The sequence below is a fragment of the Paenibacillus sp. 2TAB23 genome, assembly GCF_052115165.1.
Taxonomy (GTDB): Bacteria; Bacillota; Bacilli; order Paenibacillales; family Paenibacillaceae; genus Pristimantibacillus.
Map to the genome: position 1 here is coordinate 1 of NZ_JBFRGD010000011.1, position 17336 is coordinate 17336.

Genomic DNA, 17336 nt, shown 5'->3' on the forward strand with positions numbered 1-17336 from the left:
TTAAAAACAAATAACCCCTCTCGTCCTCAGTAGACAGAAAGCAGCTGTCATAACTGAAGGGACGAAAGGGGAAGATTTTCGTGGTACCACCCTGTTTTGCCAAGAACCTTGCGATTCCGGCCTCATGAGGTAAGGTTTCCCTTACCTGCAGCACGATAACGTGTGCCATTCCGTTTGAGACTACTCATTGAACCAAATCTCGATTCAACTTTCGATCAAAAGCTCCGAGACGACATCATACAAAAGGATTATGGCAAAGGTTTCAGCGTTTCCTTTGCTCTCTGGACATAAGAGCCTTCATATTTTTTTCTCTTCATCGCTTTTACATTATAAAAACAAATAACCCCTCTCGTCCTCAGTAGACAGAAAGCAGCTGTCATAACTGAAGGGACGAAAGGGGAAGATTTTCGTGGTACCACCCTGTTTTGCCAAGAACCTTGCGATTCCGGCCTCATGAGGTAAGGCTTTCCTTACCTACAGCACGATAACGTGTGCCATTCCGTTTGAGACTACTCATTGAACCAAATCTCGATTCAACTTTCGATCAAAAGCTCCGAGACGACATCATACAAAGGGATTATGGCAAAGGTTTCAGCGTTTCCTTTGCTCTCTGGACATAAGAGCCTTCATATTTTTTTCTCTTCATCGCATATTATGATGGATAAAACAATAGCACAAAGCCTGCTTTTTTTCAAATGATTTCTTGCAGTAATCTGTCCGTTAACTCCATGAGAATGCTTCATTTTAGAAGTCTAAAATCTAGTCAACGAAATAGCTTATCTCATCCGCATGTTTCGAATATTTCAATGCTACAAGGTAATTGATCCCGATTTTCTTTGCCCGTTTAATTGGTATTTGCCTGCGTTTGTATTCTACAAAACCTAATTTATTATAGAGTTTTATGGCTGGAATATTGGTATCGGCGACTTCTTCAATCAAATAAACCTCATATGATGTATGCTCAAGGATATGACGAATCATTTGCGAAGCGACGCCTTGCCCCCTGAATTCGGCGGCTGTCCCTACAAATTCAATGGAGCCTATACTAGGTGCAGGATGAACAACGATCGTTTCAAATTCTTTTTTCAAAAAAATACCGGCCATAGTGCCTCTATATAAGCCTAAATGTTTACGAAGTTCCTTTTTATCCAGTTTAACCGACAGTGAAGCTCCATCCGTACAAGCAGACATTCCAACCACTTGCCCCTTGTATAACGCCACATAAAATTGATCCAAAACGAATATATGGGCGAAGGCTGCAGCAATCCTTTTGGGGTCCTTAGAGAAAAAACCAAGCCACTGTGTGAATCCCTCGGCGAATATTTCAGATATTCCTTGCCTTACATCAAATTCAGCTTGATCGGCTCTAACCACGTCAATCATGACATGATCACTTCCTTTCCTTCAATAGAAATGCGGTAAGGATAGCTGGAGAGGGCATGGTGAAATTGCTCTTTAGTAATACTTTCATCTGAGCTAAACCCTGAATCGATGCATAAAAAAGGCAAGCCAATTCCTTCGCATCACCCGAGTAAAATTCCCCAAGCTGCTGCCCCTTGGAAATGAGCTCTGCCGTAGAATCAAGCAGCCTGGCATTTACCTGACGGATCTCTTCATTATGTTCTGAGGCTGTGGCAGCTCCAGCTAACAGCGATTGATTAATAAGGATCAGTAAATGGGCTAGTTCCTCCCCGTTGATCATGTCCGTGTAGACTTCGTCGACAAATTGTTCCACTAACATTTTAGGGGATTGATTGGATTCAAAGAAAGTAATATTGCGTTTCAATCCTTCGACCGCGAAGGCAACCAATTCGTTAAATAACTGATCCTTCGTTTTGTAATGACGATAAAGCAGCCCAATACTAATGCCAGCCGTATCCGCGATATCTTGAACATTCGTCGAACCGAAACCTTGATGAACAAATAACTGCATTGCAGCTGAATGGATTTTTTCCCTAGTGGCATTGCGCATTTCTTCAAACTGTTCCTTGCTGCGAGGCAAACGATCCGCTCCTTTTAATGAATGAGTATTTACTCATTATATAATATGAAGGATGGAATTACAATATTCAAATCCAGTTAGTGAAATCTGCGCCTATCGTTTATTTCAATTCTTAATATGAATAAAAAATTAAAACCCGACCTCACGAGGCCGGGTTTCTCATATCATCTCGATCGCTAATGTGTTTAACTTTCGAAATCATAAATCCACATAAAGTTATGCAATCATGGTTTTAGGACTACCTTAATACATTCGTCCTCATGGTCATTGAATATTTGATAGGCATCGCTTGCCTTTTCTAACGGAATACGATGTGTAATGATTTCCGTGGGATCAAATTCTCCTGCTGTTATCTTTTCAAAAAGCAACGGCATAAAATGGATGACCGGTGCTTGCCCCATCTTCAAAGTAATGTTCCTTTCAAAAATGTTACCGAGCGGAAACATGTTATACAAAGAACCATAGACCCCGGTAAGTTGGATTGTTCCGAATTTCCTAACTGCCTTGAGAGCAATTTGAATCGGGCTGAGGGTGYCGCCTTGTAGCTTCAACTTCTGTTCAATGGCTTCAATAACGGACTTTTTGCCATCCATGCCAACAGCGTCAATGACTACGTCCGCTCCACCTTGAGTAATTTCTTTGATATATTCACCCATATCATCATGCTCTTCAAAGTTATACGTTTCAACATGGTTCATCTGTTTGGCGCGATTCAAACGATAAGTAAGGTTATCTATCGCAATAACTCTTTTAGCACCCTTCATCCATGCAAATTTCTGCGTCATTAAACCGATCGGTCCGCAGCCAAGAACAACAACGGTATCCCCACTCTTTACACCGGAATTTTCTACACTCCAATATGCAGTTGGCAGAACATCTGACAAGAAGAGCAAAGCTTCGTCTTCAAGCTCACAGGAGTCAGGAATTACAAAGGGCATGAAATTCCCATAAGGTACATGTAGAAATTCTGCTTGTCCACCCGGATAATTCCCGTATCGTTCCGTAAAACCAAAATAGCCGCCTGTATCTATGGCAGGATTTAGATTAGAGTTATCACACTGGCTTTCTTGATCATGCTTGCAATAGTGGCAAGAACCACATGAAATATTAAATGGCAAGACGACGCGGTCACCCTTTTTAACTTTGGTCACTTCCGGACCAACTTCTTCTACGATACCCATAGGCTCATGACCGATGACATAATCTTTGTGAGTGGGCAATGCACCTTGATAAATATGAAGATCAGACCCACATATAGCAGTGGAAGTGATCCGGACTATAATATCATCTTTCTTCTTGATTGAGGGATCCTCAACCTGCTTCACCTGAATATCTTTTACTCCCTGAAATGTAACTGCCTTCATAAATCAACCTCCTACTTAGAACGTAATGGACATACTTTTACCCATTAGTAAAAAAGTTACTCTTGTTTTCATCATTTGAAGCAATGATTCAAATATCGCTCTGCGGCGTTGCAAACTTTATATACCGCTCTTTGTGTGAGTGAGTTTAATGATGAAATAATAAACAACCCAGATTTAAAAAAATGGTACTAACATTTGCGTATAAATATACGTATAGCAACAAAAAATAAAGTTGTTTAACACTCTAAATATGATTGGAGCATGCACATGAAGAAATTAATAGTAGTCATTGGCTTCATCGGCTGTTTGATGATGTGCTCTGCTGTACCAGCATCAGCTGACAACATGGATCGTTCCAACAACGGAACAACGATGAACGCAAACAATTACAGAACGAATGCAGCAACAGATGATGATGGCTTTGATTGGGGTTGGCTCGGTCTTTTAGGTCTTCTGGGCTTAGCTGGTGCCAGAAACCGCGCTCATGACCGTGACCGCGAACGTGCATAACGCTTGGTCTATCAGAGTGGTGTATTAACGAATGGTTCAAAGAAAAAACAGCAGCCGATTATCTATCGGCTGCTGTTTTTGTCGAGCGACAGGAACAAAACAAAATGACCTGCTGCCTATTATTCTTTTTCACTTAGAAACTCATTTTGCACAGCTTCACCATTAGGATTATTATTCTTAATCTGGCTTAAACGCCCATTGCGAAACTCGCCGCCATTCACTTTATTCTGGCGCTGTCCATTATTATCGGTACGATCATGCTTGTTATTATCATTTTCCATTTTTTTAATAACCTCCTTTCCGTAAAACGTTACATCTAGATTGTGTATTTCGAAAAGAATTATACAATTCATGGATTTGTTTCATTTTGAGTTTACATCCTATTTGCTATCCATATAATAAGAACAAATTTATGTTTATGCGATTAGTTTAATATTCTTCCACTATTTACTCATCTTACAAATGTATGATTGAATCCATTATTAGTTAAAGTAGATGCATTGCAGATGCTTATCACAATGGAAATGTCATTCGATTGAATGACGATATCCCAATACGAATAAACAAGGGGTCACAAAGAATGAACGATTCCGCTTCAGATCAGCCTAAAGAAACAGAAAAGAAGAAAGGCAACATGTCTTGGTGGCAGCTGACCTTATTCGGGTTAGGAACAACAACGGGAACTGGATTTCTGCTGGGATCTAGTTTAGCTATCGAAAAAAGCGGATTTTCGGTTATTATCAATTTTATCCTTGCTGCTGTGGGAACTTTTTTAGTTTTTCAAGCGTTGGCTAAAATGTTCGCAGAACACTCGGAGAAGGGTTCATTTCGAACTTATTCCAAACAAGCATTTGGCCATTGGGCAGGTTTCAGCCATGGTTGGGTATATTGGTCCTCCGAAATGCTCATCCTCGGTAGCCAATTGACGGCAATCGGTTTATTCACGAAGTTTTGGTTTCCTGATATACCATTGTGGATTTTAACAAGTGGATACGCTGCTCTTGGCGTTGGGGTCGTCTTACTTGGTTCCGCTTGGTTTGAGAAAACCGTTAATATGCTGGCCATCGTCAAGCTGGCAGCTATTGTTATGTTTATCATTTTAGCCTGCCTCGTTATACCAGGCGTACTCGGTACAGATAATGCGCATATGCACACACCCAAAAACTTTCAAGATGTTTTCAAGGGCGGTCCGATGGGGCTATGGACAAGCTTAATCTATGTCTTTTTTTGTTTTTCCGGTATTGAAGTCATGGGAATAATGGCAGCGGAACTAAAAAATCCCCAAGATGCCCCCAAATCCGGTCGATTTATGCTGATTACGATAACATTGCTTTTTATTGTCTCTATAGGCTTGGTCATGCTAGTTACCCCAATTGAGCAAATTACGACTCAGGAGAGTCCGTTCGTATCTGCCTTAAAGGATTTAAACTATCACATTTTGGTCCATATATTTAATGGCGTACTGATAATAGCGGGTTTCTCAGGACTGGTTGCGTCCCTTTATTCTGTTACACTCGTCATGTCGATGATCGCGGATGAGGGAGATGCACCGAAACTGTTTGCCAGAAAAACAAAGAAACGCCATTTCCCTTCTGGTTCCCTTGGATTAACGATAACGGGAATGATCATTTCGATCACCATTGCATTGTTACTGCCCAATAAGGTGTATGAGTATATCACGACTGCAGGCGGACTCATGCTCCTATATACATGGCTGTATATTTTATGCGCATCGCATAAGCTGTTGAAGCTAAGTGCGTGGGGACGGGGACAAACGTATATCGCAATAGTGCTTCTGCTTGCTGCAGTTGTAGGCACGTTGTTCGATCAAATAACAAGACCGGGTTTCTTCATAAGTCTTGGGTTCGTGACAATCATTGGTACTGTAACCTTTTTCTTGCGGAAGCGATGGAATTAAAAAAACAACTCGTTAATCGCCTGCCATTCAAAATAAAGGCCAAAGCATATTAGGCATGTGCCTGCTAAACGAGAAATCAGCATGAGAATGCCTTCATGCAAAAACTTTTGAAAGATGCTGGAGAGCGAAGCCATGGCAATATCCCATAGCATAAGTCCGATGAATATTCCAGAACTATACAGCAGAAGCTCCAACGTACCATATTGCTCAGCGGTTTTGGCAAGAATAGACCCGTATATTCCAAGCCAGAATAAGATGCTGATTGGATTTGAGAAAGTCATGAAAAAGCCAGAGTAAAAGGACTTGGCGTGCGACTCCAAGGAGCGTTTTTCCGAAAGGGAAAGCTGCTTTTTTTTAAAACTCTCCACTCCTGTATAAATGAGTATAAAGCCGCCAAACAGCCATAGARAAGTTTTAGCGAACGGCGTATCTAAGAAATGAGCGAGACCGAAATAAATGAGCAGCATAAATATAGCGTCAGCAGCCATTGCTCCTAAACCGATCAGCCACGCATGAAAAAAACCATGTTTAATCCCTTTTTCAAGCTGAGCCGCATTGACCGGACCAATAGGAGCTGCCAACGATATTCCGAGTAAAATATAACTTATAAAAATGTTCATAAACGGCGGACACCCCTTAAAGTAGATATAGACTACTTGTACATCCTATGGGGAACTTGTCTGCACTAGAACATTCTGAACCTAAAGTGAACTTATTCTATTTGGGAGTGATTATTATGAAAGAAGAATCGAAATTACTTCCAAAATTAGGCAGCCAAGCCTCTGCAAAGGTTGCAAGTGAGGTAATGTGATCGAGGTGGGCTTAAACAATTTTGCTCAATATAAATGAATATTCTATCTTCCTTTGAGACAATCTAATCAGGTCAAAAAAATCCAAGATATTCAACAGGAGGAATTCAAATGAACCAGTTTCAGTCAAACAATCAGATTTCGCAGCAACTTGCTCACGCTGAACAGCTTATCCAGCAATTGATGAATCAAACTCAGCAAGCATCAGGTCAATACCAACAATTGCTAACCCAAGAACTTAATAATGCCAAAGCGCTTGAACAAATTGCGCAGCGTGAACAGCAAGCCGCTCAAATCATACAAACCGCACTGCAAGGCCATCAAACCGCTCTACAGCAATTACAACAAATTTCAAACATCTGCAACCAAGTGTCCCAGTCCTCCCATTCACAAATCCCGTCGTATTCAACTATGAACAATCAACAACCCCAAGGATTTAACAACTATTCGCATTAATGAAGTAGAAATGAGGGAATAGCTTGTATTTCTATAAAGAGGATTTAATTAATCAAATCGTTGTAGACAAACCTGATCCGGCCGCTGCAAAAGTACTTCAGGAAACGCTCGGCGGTCAGTTTGGCGAAATGCGCACCATGATGCAATATTTTTTCCAGAGCAGCAATTTCCGCGGAAAAGCAACACAGTATCGGGATTTAATCCGCGGTGTTTTTCTCGAAGAAATTAGTCACGTTGAGCTCGTTCAGCATACGATTAACCAATTACTGAACGGCTCAGGCGAGGAGCAGCCTGGTAATGCGGGAGTGGACGCTGCCCCACTCGATGAAGCAGTAAAGCATGCCAATCCACATCATTACATAGTAGGTGCACAAAGCTCGCTACCAGTAGATGCTGCTGGTAATCCTTGGCTTGGCAATTACGTGTATAACCACGGCAATCTAATCAGTGATTTACTAGACAACGTCGTACTGGAGTCTACCGGAGTTCTTCAAAAATCTCGTATTTATGAAATGAGCTCCAATAAAACGTTCCGTGAGACATTAGCGTTTCTCATGGTGCGAGATAACTCACATCAAAATGCATTTGCTAAAGCATTAGAGACACTTGGCGTCGATTGGGGCAACCTGTTTCCAATCCCAAATTATGATATTAATAAATATCCGGAATGTCGGAAATATGTAGAGTTGGGCTATCATAACGCACAATTCAACTTCCGTATGGATTCGACAAGGATAGGCGAAATATTCAGTGGTCAAACACCAAGCAGGAATGAAGGAGAGTTAATGGTGATTCCCCCACCAGAAGGTTTCCCACTACCTTATCTGCCTGATCTTCCGAGTGAACATAGTCCAGGTCTTTACGATTTAAATGCTTAGATTTTAGAATGAAAGCTGCTTCCAGATAGGAAAAACCCTGTTGAAAAGCAGGGTTTTTTCCTATTTCTTATAGCCATTCACCAATGATGCGGAGGTTTGTCTTATATGAATAATAAAGAGCTGAATAAACTATCCATTTTTGCGCTTGGCGGCGTATTTGAAATCGGAAAGAATATGTATGTCATCCAATACGCTGACGACATCATTGTCATTGACTGCGGCTCTAAATTTCCGGACGAGAGTCTGCCCGGCATAGATTTAATCGTCCCTGACATTACTTATTTGATTGAAAATCAAGAAAAAGTACGCGCTTTGGTGATCACGCACGGACATGAAGACCATATCGGAGGAATTCCTTATATATTGAAACAGCTGAATATTCCCGTATATGGAACTCGTCTTACACTCGGTTTAGTCAAGGGAAAGCTAAAAGAACATCATCTCAAAGGAACCGTATTTCATGAAATTAAAACAGACTCATTTATTGAGCTAGGAAGAAGCTTTCAGCTTTCTTTTTTCCGTACAAATCATAGCATTCCAGACTGTGTTGGTATCGCATTACAGACGCCAGAAGGTACGGTCGTTCATACGGGAGACTTCAAATTCGATCTATCCCCTTCCAATAAACAATTCCCAGACATTCATAAGATGGCGAAAATAGGTGAAGCAGGAGTACTTGTTTTGTTATCCGAGAGCACGAACGCCGAGCGGCCAGGATTCACTCCTTCTGAACGATTGGTAGGCGAAAAAATTACAGATGCTTTCCAGAAAGCAACAAATAAAATATTTCTGTCCACCTTCGCTTCCAACATCAATCGCTTGCAGCAGGTTGTAGATGCTGCCATTCTAACAAACCGCAAGCTCCTGCTGCTTGGTCGCAGTATGATCAACGTGGTCTCTATTGCTCAGGAGCTTGGTTATATCCACATTCCCGAAGGCATGCTCGTTGAATCAAAAGAGGCCAATCTGCTCCCGAGAGAAAAAGTTGCGGTATTGTGTACGGGAAGTCAGGGTGAACCGATGGCTGCTCTCTCGCGGCTCGCTAGCTCCACCTATCCACATACAGAAATTTCTCCTGGTGATACCGTCATTCTCGCGTCATCACCCATTCCAGGTAATGAAAAGAACGTTGCCGGCATGCTAGATCATCTCTATATGCTTGGGGCTCATGTCATTCATGGGTCAGGTGCAGCGACAGGCATGCATGTGTCCGGTCACGGCAGCCAAGAAGAGCTTAAGCTTATGCTTACGCTAATGAAACCAACCTATTTCATCCCTATCCACGGAGAATATCGCATGTTATACCAGCATCGCTTACTTGCGGAGTCTGTTGGGGTAGAGAAGGATAATATATATATTATGAATAACGGAGATGTCCTTGACCTATCTGGAAATCATGTACAGCAAACTCGAAAAGTTACCGCAGGCAATACGCTAGTTGATGGTTTGGGCATTGGCGACATCGGAAATATTGTATTGCGCGATCGAAAACATCTTGCCGAGGATGGCATCCTTGTTGTTGTTGTCACACTTAGTCGTATAGAAGGCTCCATTCTATCCGGGCCTGATATTATTAGCCGAGGTTTCGTATACGTTAGAGAATCCGAAGCATTATTAGGCGAAGTTGGTCGACTCGTACTGAAAACCATTGCTGACTTACAGGAAAATGGAAACGACGGCAAATGGTCTATATTAAAACATCGTATTAAGGAATCTACAAGCAAGCTGCTTTATGCAAAAACAAAAAGACGGCCCATGGTTTTACCAATTATCATTGAAGTGTAATGAATTCTCTAAATTTCAAATTCCATTGCTTCATTCTGAGGAATGGTATTATCCCCTTTAAGTAGACACTCAAAAAAACTTCATGTTATTACATGAAGGTAGGGTGATCCTTGGTGGGGATATTTTTATTGCAAAATAGTGTAGCTTTCTTCATATCTCCGTTTTCATAGTCATGTTCTACTCCTGCCAATCGTTTTCGCCAAGCGCATTTTTGATAAAAAAACGGCTTTTTGGAAAGTACTAACATTGTAATGAAAAGTCCAAGTAAAGGGGAGAATGCCATGTCTAAACTATCTGCGATTACTCCCACTCAGTTATTTGCTGTCATCATCTTATTTGAATTCGGAACCGCCTTGGTCATTCCGATCGGCTTAGGGAATGGGTGGAATGCGTGGTTATCGATTTTGCTAGCTATGCCTGGGGGGATCATCCTGTATGTACTCATTGTTTATTTTTATAAGCAGTACCCGTCATTAATTTTAAGCGGTTATATACGAAAAATTTTAGGGGTATATCTCGGCTGGCCGATTAGTTTGTTTTATGTCGTTTTTTTCATTTATAATGGCTCTCGCAATTTGCGGGAGGCAGGCGATCTTCTGATTTCAGCTTCATATGATCAAACTCCAATAACCGTTGTCCATGCAACCATGATCATTGCGGTTATATACATGCTCTATAAAGGAATTAACGTGCTGCTTCGTTTAGCTGAAATTTTTATCATTATCATGCTTTTGTTAGGTGTTTTTAGCAACCTTGCCGTTATTTTATCAGGTGCGATCGAACTAAGGAACCTGCTTCCAGCATTAGGCCAAGGATGGGCTTCAACAATTAAAAAAGCCTACCCTAACATTTTCATGTTCCCATTCGGTGAACTAATTTGTTTCACAACCATTTTACCACATTTAAAGCAAAAGAAAATCGCAACTAGAACAGGTATAATGGCCATCGTTGTCAGTACAATTCTTCTCAGCCTGACTCATGCAATGGAGGTTTCAGTCATTGGCTCGGACTTCTATTCACGATCAGCCTTTCCGTTATTCACAACCATCACTACGGTGGAATTAGTGGAATTTCTCCAGCGACTAGATGCATTGGTCATTCTCGCTCTCATCATTGGAGTGTTTTTCAAAATGAGCGTCTATGCATATGCGGCTTCCGCCATGACAGCTGATATATTCCGTATATCGGAGAAACGAAAGCTTGCCTATCCGATAGGCATCATCATTTTCCTTCTATCGGTACAATCTGCTTGGAGCTTCCCCGAGCATAAGCATGAAGGAATATTCGTCGTGAACATTATTTTACCTATTTTAGTCGTTATAATCCCGTTGCTTCTCCTATTCATACATGTGATTAAGAAGCGTTTAAGCCATTCTCATCGCGTTTGACCTTTCGACCTAAATTGATATTAACGGGGTGCATCATGTTTTTTAAAAATTCAATCCGACATGTTAATAAGACCCCCCAAACGACCAAGGCTGAAACCGAGGTTAATATACATTCAGGAGTTAATCTGCCCCTTTCCCCTCGTTTATCTGATAATTTAATGTTCCTCAAAAACGAATTAGGAAACAGTCCGGATATTATCATTCGGCAATTTGAGATGGGAGAGAATCGAGCGCAGGCAGGTGCGGTTTACTTGGACGGCATTACGGACAAGAACATAGTCAATCAGTTCATTTTGCATTCTCTTATGATTGATGCCAATACTGGAGTCAGACTAAATCATGAGCAAAGCGAACTTTCGTTCATACATGACCATGTTCTTACAGTTGGTGAAGTGTGTGTTCTAAACGATTGGGACAGCATCATCCTATCTGTTCTATCCGGCAATACGGTCATATTTGTTGAAAATTCAATTGAAGCTGTAAGTGGCAACACGAAAGGCGGGGAGCAGCGATCTATTACAGAACCTTCAACACAAGTCGTCATTCGTGGTCCAAAAGAAGGTTTTACAGAATCCATAGGAACGAATGTCTCCCTTGTCCGTCGCAGAATCAAAAGCGCTAATCTGAGATTAGAACCTTTTAAGCTTGGCATTCATACGCAGACAAGCGTAGCCATTATGTACATACAAGGCACAGTGGATGACAAACTTGTTCAGGAAATACGGAATCGGATTCAAAATATCCAAATTGAAGCATTAGCGGGCTCTGAACATCTTGAAGAACTCATACAAGATCAGAGGATGACGCCTTTTTCGACCATTCTGAATACGGAGCGCCCTGACACGGTTGCTGGCCACATGTTAGAGGGAAGAATTGCAATCTTCATTGACGGTACACCGTTTAATTTAATAGCCCCAGTAACCTTCTACATGAATTTCGAATCGGTAGAGGATTATTACCAACGTCCGGAGGCCGCGGCAGCCATCCTGTTTCTACGTTACGCAGCGCTGATTATATCTTTGTTCGGACCTTCCATATATATCGCTGCGATTACGTTTCATCAGGAGATGATTCCGACATCACTTCTACTTAGCTTGGCCGCGCAACGTGAAAGTGTTCCTATACCGGCTTTTATTGAAGCTTTAATAATGGAATTTACTTTTGAAATCCTACGTGAAGCAGGAATACGCATGCCTCGCGCAATTGGTCAAGCCGTATCCATCGTAGGGGCGCTTGTTCTCGGGCAAGCGGCTGTGGAAGCAGGTATTATATCTTCTGCAATGGTAATTGTGGTTGCTCTTACCGGTATCTCCAGCTTTGCGACTCCCTCTTACAATATGGCGCTTTCGATTCGATTAATTCGTTTTTCCCTCATGTGTGCGGCAGCTTTGCTTGGATTCTATGGAATAGCCATATTTAGCATTATTCTACTCGGTCATATGTGCAGCCTAACTTCGTTAGGTATCCCCTATATGAATATGTCCTTTTTTTCGCAATTTGTACCTGAAGACCGGAAGGTGTCGTTGTTTGGCATACCTTTAATGAAAGACGCAATAACAAATGATAATGATTCCACATCCGAGGTAGTCAACCATCCATCGAATAGTGTAGACGAACATTCGTCAAGCACATCACAAATACATCATCTCAACAAGAGGGGTTCATAATGAAGCGATATTTTATCGTCATTTTGTTGTTGCCTGTTAGCCTTTTGTTTCTGAATGGCTGTTGGAATAGCAAAGAGCTGCGTGATTTAGCTATCGTCATTGGTATTGGGATTGACAACGTTCCGAATTCGGACCAGTACAAAGTATCCTTGCTAGTAGTCAACCCAAGTACTGTTGCTGGCAGCAGCAGCAGCGGAAGCGGAGGAAACAGTGTTGTGCCTTATATCGTATACTCTTCCGTCGACCATACGCTCTTAAGCGCATTTCGAAAAACATCGAAAAAAGTATCGCGACGACTCTTTTTTGCCCATTCCCAGCTTCTTGTTATTGGAGAACCGGTTGCCAGGGATGGCATTTATAATCTATTCGACTTCTTTGAAAGATCGCATGAGCTTCGGCTCACATCATCGGTAGTAATTGCTAGAGGATTACAAGCTGAAAACTTGTTAACTATTTTAACACCTTTGCAGTCAATAACAGCTACTTCTATTAAAGATAAACTTAAGGTGTCATCTGAATTTTGGGCGGAATCCGTGGACGTTAATCTAATGGAAATCATTAAACGGCTGAGCGGATCAGGAGAACCTATAATTAGTGGTATGCGTGTCATCGGAAACCCCTCATTAGGTAAGTTGAAGGTGAACCTAGAGAAATCATCTCCTTACACGACTATCGAAACAAGTGGGATCGCCATCTTTTCAAATGGGAAACTTTCAACATGGCTTGATGGCAAAGCAGCTCGTGGAGTTGTTTGGATACTCAATAAAATGAAGAGCACCATCATCAATATTGACTGCGAAGATATGAAAGAAGCCATTTCAATTGAGATAGTCCGCTCATCAAGCAAATTAAGGGTAGACTTGTTAAATGGCAAACCTTCTTTGTCACTGCATGTTAAGCAAGAAGGTAATTTTAGTGAAACAAAATGTTCCATCGATCCCAACAATCGCGATAGTTTTATAGAGCTGCAAAAAAAGTTAACAGCAGAAACGAAGAAAGAGATCCATTTAGCTATCCGTGCAACCCAAAATAAGAAGAGCGATATTTTTGGTTTCTCGACAGAAATGGAACGCACACATCCGAGGGAATGGAAAAAATTGAAAAACAATTGGCCAAGTATTTACTCGGAAAGCGAAGTGAAAGTAAGCGTGGAAGCCTATATTAGACGGAGTGGATTAAGAATTAATTCCTATCTGAAATCAGAGGAAAAGTAAACAAACACAGCCTCAAGAAGGCATTTATTTTGTTCTTGTCTTTTTTGACTTATTTAAGCTGTTAAACGCGGGAAATAAGAACGGAATAAACACCGCCACAAATACGATAACTTTTTCTGCGGTCGTAATCACAGAGAACGATTTAAATAATATTAGAACAGATTCGGAAAAGGTTATCCCCGAAATGAGGTCCATGATTGTTAAAAAACTGAGGCTGCATAGGTAAAGAAAAATAAATACAATTAATATTTTCATATAAGACCATCTCCATTGGCACATTCTATCATAAATATTTTGTCCTACAATGGCGAATGCAATACGGCCCCCCTTTCGGTAAGAAAAAGACAGGGCTGGACCTGATCCTCGTCCAACTCCCCCTGCCCTTGCCCGCACTCAGGTTATTTGATGTTATTCTTCAAACGATCTAAAGCGACTTGGTACGTATCGATTACCTTCTGCGAACCGATTTTGCCCAGCTCTTCAAGGAACGCATCCCATTGCGACATCGGCGTTTCACCGATTATGAATTTCGCTACGGATGACTCGAAATATTTGTTGAGCTGTTCATCGTTTGCCGTAATCGCATCTTTCTCTTCGTCCGTCAGCAGCGGCGTCACATTCATCGTCGGGAATTGATATTTCAACGACTCCGTAAACGAATATTGCTCTTGCCAGTGCAGCCTGCAATCATGGAAGCGATGAGAATGGCTCCGACCGCTCTAATCTTTTTGTTTTTATTCACTTTGAATGCACCGTCCTTTTCAAATCATTTTCTTGCTCCTCGCATGCCCTATGAATCCGCTAACATTCCATTTCTCCAGAAAGACTTTATTCTCTCCGCCCGCGCAGCTCATTCATTCTTTCAACTTATATAGAAAAAAAAGTTCCTTATCGGAACTTTATCAAGAGGTAGAATTTAACTGCTTCCGGTATTCGCTTGGCGTCATTCCCGTGTATTTCTTAAACATGCGGTTGAACGACGTAATGTTCTGATAGCCTACTTCTTTGGCGGCATTGTGAATTTTGATGTTGTTGTCGGCAAGCAGGCTGGTTGCCTTCGCAATTCGGGTTTCGTTTAGATAGTCCACGATGTTTTTACCAGTTTTCCCTTTAAAATAGGAAGACAGATAACCGCTGCTCATCTTCAGCTTCTCGGCCAGCACATCAAGATAGATCTCCTCCGACAAATGTTCGTTGATATAATCGATCACGAAGGAGGTAACCTGGTGCTTTTCCTCCTTTTTCTCCTTGACCGTTTCCGCGGCCTTCGTGACCCAGCCCTGAAGCAGCTGCTCCAGTTCGCTTACGGTTACACAGTTCTCGATCTTTTCCTCCGACTTGTTGAGAATGGCTTCCAGCTTGTTGGTTTCCAGTCCGGCAGAGACAAGCGTGCTTCGAATTTTGACCTCCATAGTCTCCGCGAACCGGTAGATGGCGGAAGCCGTCATATCCTTCCCCTGCCACTTTGCGAACTGTCGCTCCAGTAGAGCGGTAAGCTGCGGCAAATTGCCTTCTCTCAAATTCACTTCAAATTCTTTGTCCTGATCGGAAGAGAACCCGATCGAAGCCGGAACAGAGACACGTTCCGTTATAATTTGCGTTTCCTTCACCAGTCGGCGCTCCCCGATGAGACCTTGCGCTTCTTCGTACGCGACTGTGAGTTGTTCCGACTCCGAATAAATGGATGTGACCGCGATGGTTATGATCCCGTATTCCTTATCGTGATCGAATACCGCCTTCATTTTGCCGAGCAGTCGGAAAAGTTCTGGTGTGCGTTCGGCAAAAACCAGACTCAGAATTTGATTCCGTTCAATCTGGAAGGTGAGGGAGTCCGGCTGTGCCGGCGTTAATTGACTATCGATATAAGTTCTTATATAGTAGAGCCACTTTTCGACCGATATTTGATTGTTCAGCTTCCCGTGGTGGTATTGCACTTGAAACAACAGGAATACAAACGGCCTGTTCACGAATTCGAGACTTGTTCCGTCTACCTCGTGGCTGCGGATCGCTTTGAGTCGATTGATGAAGCCGAGTTGCTTCCTCACAAGCTGTATACCGAGAATTTCATCACTAATAATATTGAATTCGCTAATACTTGACCGGAAAGGCTGTTTCTCGTTCAAGGTTCGGATGGATTCAATGACCTTACGCAGCGGATTATTGATCCTCACGGCGAATACGATAGCAATCAATAGGCTGAGAACAATGACCGTTACCATCATCGCTACCAGCGTTACATTGAGCCGAGTTTGGTAGGCGATCTGTTCGGCGGGCACGCGGTATACATACTGATAACCCGTTGTTTTCCCCGTCTTGCTGAAATAATATTTGCCGTCCTTCACGAATTCGGTGCGTCCGTCGGCCTTGAGATCGGCATAGGAAAGAAAGGACTCCTTCCCCTCGGTCTGGTATAATGTTTCTCCTCCGTCGCCGTAAACGATAAAATCATCGTGGATGCTTTGCTGGAATGCGTTATACATCCGGTCGGCGTCCAGAAAAACGATCATAAACAAGTTATTGTGCCATTCGTTCTTGAACAAATGGGGAATGCGGTTGCCAATTTGACGCGGTGAATCATGGTACATATTGTTGACCATATGAGCGGACGGCAATAACCGAGTCGAATATGTGTTGTCAAATTGTTTCCTCCAGAACTCGAGAGGATACTCTTTGCTGGAATAGAACACGTTGAACATCGTAGAGGCGTCCGTGCTGGTCCCCTTTTCGATCACCAGATCATCCTTCTTCAAATAGAGCACGATGTTATCGATAAAGAGATACGGATTGCTTGAAAAGGTGGAGATTTCACGGATAATCTGCGGGATACTGGTGAATTTCGGATTGCTTTGCAGCCGCTGGACATCCTCGCTCAAGAAAAATTGAGACATCTGCTTTCTCACCAAATCCAAATGCTTTTCGTAGCTGTTCATCGTGTTCTCGATCATTAGTGTGTTGTATTGGACGATGCCTTGTCTCACGTTCTTCTTGGACTCCGCGAGCGTATACAGGGTGAAAGAGCCCAGCAGCAGTATGATGCAGAGAAATCCCGCGATGAGCCGAAGGAACAGGGAATTGGATTTCCGTCTAAAGAACAGAAGCGATTGTAATGGTTTCATGCGACCCCCACATTTTAGATGGAATTTCCGCCTAATATTTTTCTCTCTGATCTTAACAATTCACGAGATGCTTATGAAAGACTAGTCGACTTTATCCTTCCGCATTTATGTATCCGCTTTCAACACTGTTATATATCTTACTACCCATGATAGCCGTAAGGGTGCGCACTGTATATGCATAAAACGACTCGAAGCTCAAATTTTTCGATATCTGTTCAAAAAAGTATTA

The 17336-nt window shown here is 42.1% G+C and carries 15 protein-coding genes; 8 read left to right on the forward strand and 7 right to left on the reverse strand.

The window, feature by feature from the left end; genetic code table 11:
* Nucleotides 1-759: 759 nt before the first annotated feature.
* The 3 genes from AB4Z29_RS16650 to AB4Z29_RS16660 all read right to left on the reverse strand — a co-directional run bounded on the left by AB4Z29_RS16650 (nucleotide 760) and on the right by AB4Z29_RS16660 (nucleotide 3366).
* A complete protein-coding gene (locus tag AB4Z29_RS16650; protein ID WP_441944163.1) occupies nucleotides 760-1383 on the reverse strand; it encodes a GNAT family N-acetyltransferase in 624 nt (207 codons plus the stop codon).
* A 7-nt stretch (nucleotides 1384-1390) separates the two neighbouring features.
* Nucleotides 1391-2002 (reverse strand): TetR/AcrR family transcriptional regulator, encoded by a 612-nt coding sequence (locus AB4Z29_RS16655; protein WP_441944164.1) that lies wholly within the window; start codon nucleotides 2000-2002, stop codon nucleotides 1391-1393.
* Between the two features lie 224 nt (nucleotides 2003-2226).
* On the reverse strand, nucleotides 2227-3366 hold the full coding sequence (locus tag AB4Z29_RS16660; protein WP_441944165.1) for a zinc-dependent alcohol dehydrogenase: 1140 nt from the start codon (nucleotides 3364-3366) through the stop codon (nucleotides 2227-2229).
* Nucleotides 3367-3633: 267 nt separating this feature from the next.
* Here AB4Z29_RS16660 and AB4Z29_RS16665 point away from each other — a divergent pair, with 267 nt between their 5' ends.
* Nucleotides 3634-3876, forward strand: a complete 243-nt coding sequence (locus AB4Z29_RS16665) for a WGxxGxxG family protein (RefSeq protein WP_441944166.1) — start codon at nucleotides 3634-3636, stop codon at nucleotides 3874-3876.
* Between the two features lie 119 nt (nucleotides 3877-3995).
* Here the strand turns inward: AB4Z29_RS16665 and AB4Z29_RS16670 are convergent, their stop codons facing one another.
* Nucleotides 3996-4157: a hypothetical protein gene (locus AB4Z29_RS16670; protein WP_441944167.1), complete on the reverse strand. Its 162-nt coding sequence runs from the start codon at nucleotides 4155-4157 to the stop codon at nucleotides 3996-3998.
* Nucleotides 4158-4456: 299 nt separating this feature from the next.
* Between AB4Z29_RS16670 and AB4Z29_RS16675 the strand changes: the two genes are divergently transcribed.
* Entirely contained in the window at nucleotides 4457-5794 is a 1338-nt protein-coding gene (locus AB4Z29_RS16675; RefSeq protein ID WP_441944168.1) for a GerAB/ArcD/ProY family transporter, read from the forward strand.
* Here the strand turns inward: AB4Z29_RS16675 and AB4Z29_RS16680 are convergent.
* The gene (locus tag AB4Z29_RS16680) at nucleotides 5791-6414 is read right to left on the reverse strand and encodes a LysE family translocator (protein ID WP_441944169.1); all 624 of its coding nucleotides are present in this window, start codon (nucleotides 6412-6414) and stop codon (nucleotides 5791-5793) included. The two genes, AB4Z29_RS16675 and AB4Z29_RS16680, sit on opposite strands and share 4 nt — an antisense overlap.
* A 300-nt stretch (nucleotides 6415-6714) precedes the next feature.
* Between AB4Z29_RS16680 and AB4Z29_RS16685 the strand changes: the two genes are divergently transcribed.
* From AB4Z29_RS16685 to AB4Z29_RS16710, 6 genes are all read left to right on the forward strand, one after another.
* The gene (locus tag AB4Z29_RS16685; RefSeq protein WP_441944170.1) at nucleotides 6715-7059 is read left to right on the forward strand and encodes an AMP-dependent synthetase and ligase; all 345 of its coding nucleotides are present in this window, start codon (nucleotides 6715-6717) and stop codon (nucleotides 7057-7059) included.
* 23 nt (nucleotides 7060-7082) lie between these two features.
* Entirely contained in the window at nucleotides 7083-7937 is an 855-nt protein-coding gene (locus AB4Z29_RS16690; RefSeq protein ID WP_441944171.1) for a manganese catalase family protein, read from the forward strand.
* A 105-nt stretch (nucleotides 7938-8042) separates the two neighbouring features.
* Nucleotides 8043-9722, forward strand: coding sequence for a ribonuclease J (locus AB4Z29_RS16695; RefSeq protein ID WP_441944172.1), 1680 nt, complete (start codon nucleotides 8043-8045; stop codon nucleotides 9720-9722).
* A gap of 281 nt (nucleotides 9723-10003) precedes the next feature.
* Nucleotides 10004-11110: a GerAB/ArcD/ProY family transporter gene (locus tag AB4Z29_RS16700; RefSeq protein WP_441944173.1), complete on the forward strand. Its 1107-nt coding sequence runs from the start codon at nucleotides 10004-10006 to the stop codon at nucleotides 11108-11110.
* A 35-nt stretch (nucleotides 11111-11145) separates the two neighbouring features.
* Nucleotides 11146-12777, forward strand: coding sequence for a spore germination protein (locus AB4Z29_RS16705; protein ID WP_441944174.1), 1632 nt, complete (start codon nucleotides 11146-11148; stop codon nucleotides 12775-12777).
* On the forward strand, nucleotides 12777-13991 hold the full coding sequence (locus tag AB4Z29_RS16710) for a Ger(x)C family spore germination protein (RefSeq protein ID WP_441944175.1): 1215 nt from the start codon (nucleotides 12777-12779) through the stop codon (nucleotides 13989-13991). Before AB4Z29_RS16705 ends, AB4Z29_RS16710 begins: the two co-directional genes overlap by 1 nt.
* Before the next feature lie 398 nt (nucleotides 13992-14389).
* Here the strand turns inward: AB4Z29_RS16710 and AB4Z29_RS16715 are convergent, their stop codons facing one another.
* On the reverse strand, nucleotides 14390-14635 hold the full coding sequence (locus AB4Z29_RS16715) for a hypothetical protein (RefSeq protein ID WP_441944176.1): 246 nt from the start codon (nucleotides 14633-14635) through the stop codon (nucleotides 14390-14392).
* A gap of 258 nt (nucleotides 14636-14893) precedes the next feature.
* Complete coding sequence (locus AB4Z29_RS16720) at nucleotides 14894-17107, reverse strand: helix-turn-helix domain-containing protein (protein ID WP_441944177.1); 2214 nt, start codon at nucleotides 17105-17107, stop codon at nucleotides 14894-14896.
* Nucleotides 17108-17336 lie beyond the last annotated feature (229 nt).

Bases quoted from the DNA above. Each gene is read 5' to 3' on its own strand.
- AB4Z29_RS16650 (WP_441944163.1), bottom strand. From the start codon at position 1,383: ATGATTGACGTGGTTAGAGCCGATCAAGCTGAATTTGATGTAAGGCAA.
- AB4Z29_RS16665 (WP_441944166.1), top strand. From the start codon at position 3,634: ATGAAGAAATTAATAGTAGTCATTGGCTTCATCGGCTGTTTGATGATG.
- AB4Z29_RS16670 (WP_441944167.1), bottom strand. From the start codon at position 4,157: ATGGAAAATGATAATAACAAGCATGATCGTACCGATAATAATGGACAG.
- AB4Z29_RS16675 (WP_441944168.1), top strand. From the start codon at position 4,457: ATGAACGATTCCGCTTCAGATCAGCCTAAAGAAACAGAAAAGAAGAAA.
- AB4Z29_RS16685 (WP_441944170.1), top strand. From the start codon at position 6,715: ATGAACCAGTTTCAGTCAAACAATCAGATTTCGCAGCAACTTGCTCAC.
- AB4Z29_RS16695 (WP_441944172.1), top strand. From the start codon at position 8,043: ATGAATAATAAAGAGCTGAATAAACTATCCATTTTTGCGCTTGGCGGC.
- AB4Z29_RS16700 (WP_441944173.1), top strand. From the start codon at position 10,004: ATGTCTAAACTATCTGCGATTACTCCCACTCAGTTATTTGCTGTCATC.
- AB4Z29_RS16705 (WP_441944174.1), top strand. From the start codon at position 11,146: ATGTTTTTTAAAAATTCAATCCGACATGTTAATAAGACCCCCCAAACG.
- AB4Z29_RS16710 (WP_441944175.1), top strand. From the start codon at position 12,777: ATGAAGCGATATTTTATCGTCATTTTGTTGTTGCCTGTTAGCCTTTTG.
- AB4Z29_RS16720 (WP_441944177.1), bottom strand. From the start codon at position 17,107: ATGAAACCATTACAATCGCTTCTGTTCTTTAGACGGAAATCCAATTCC.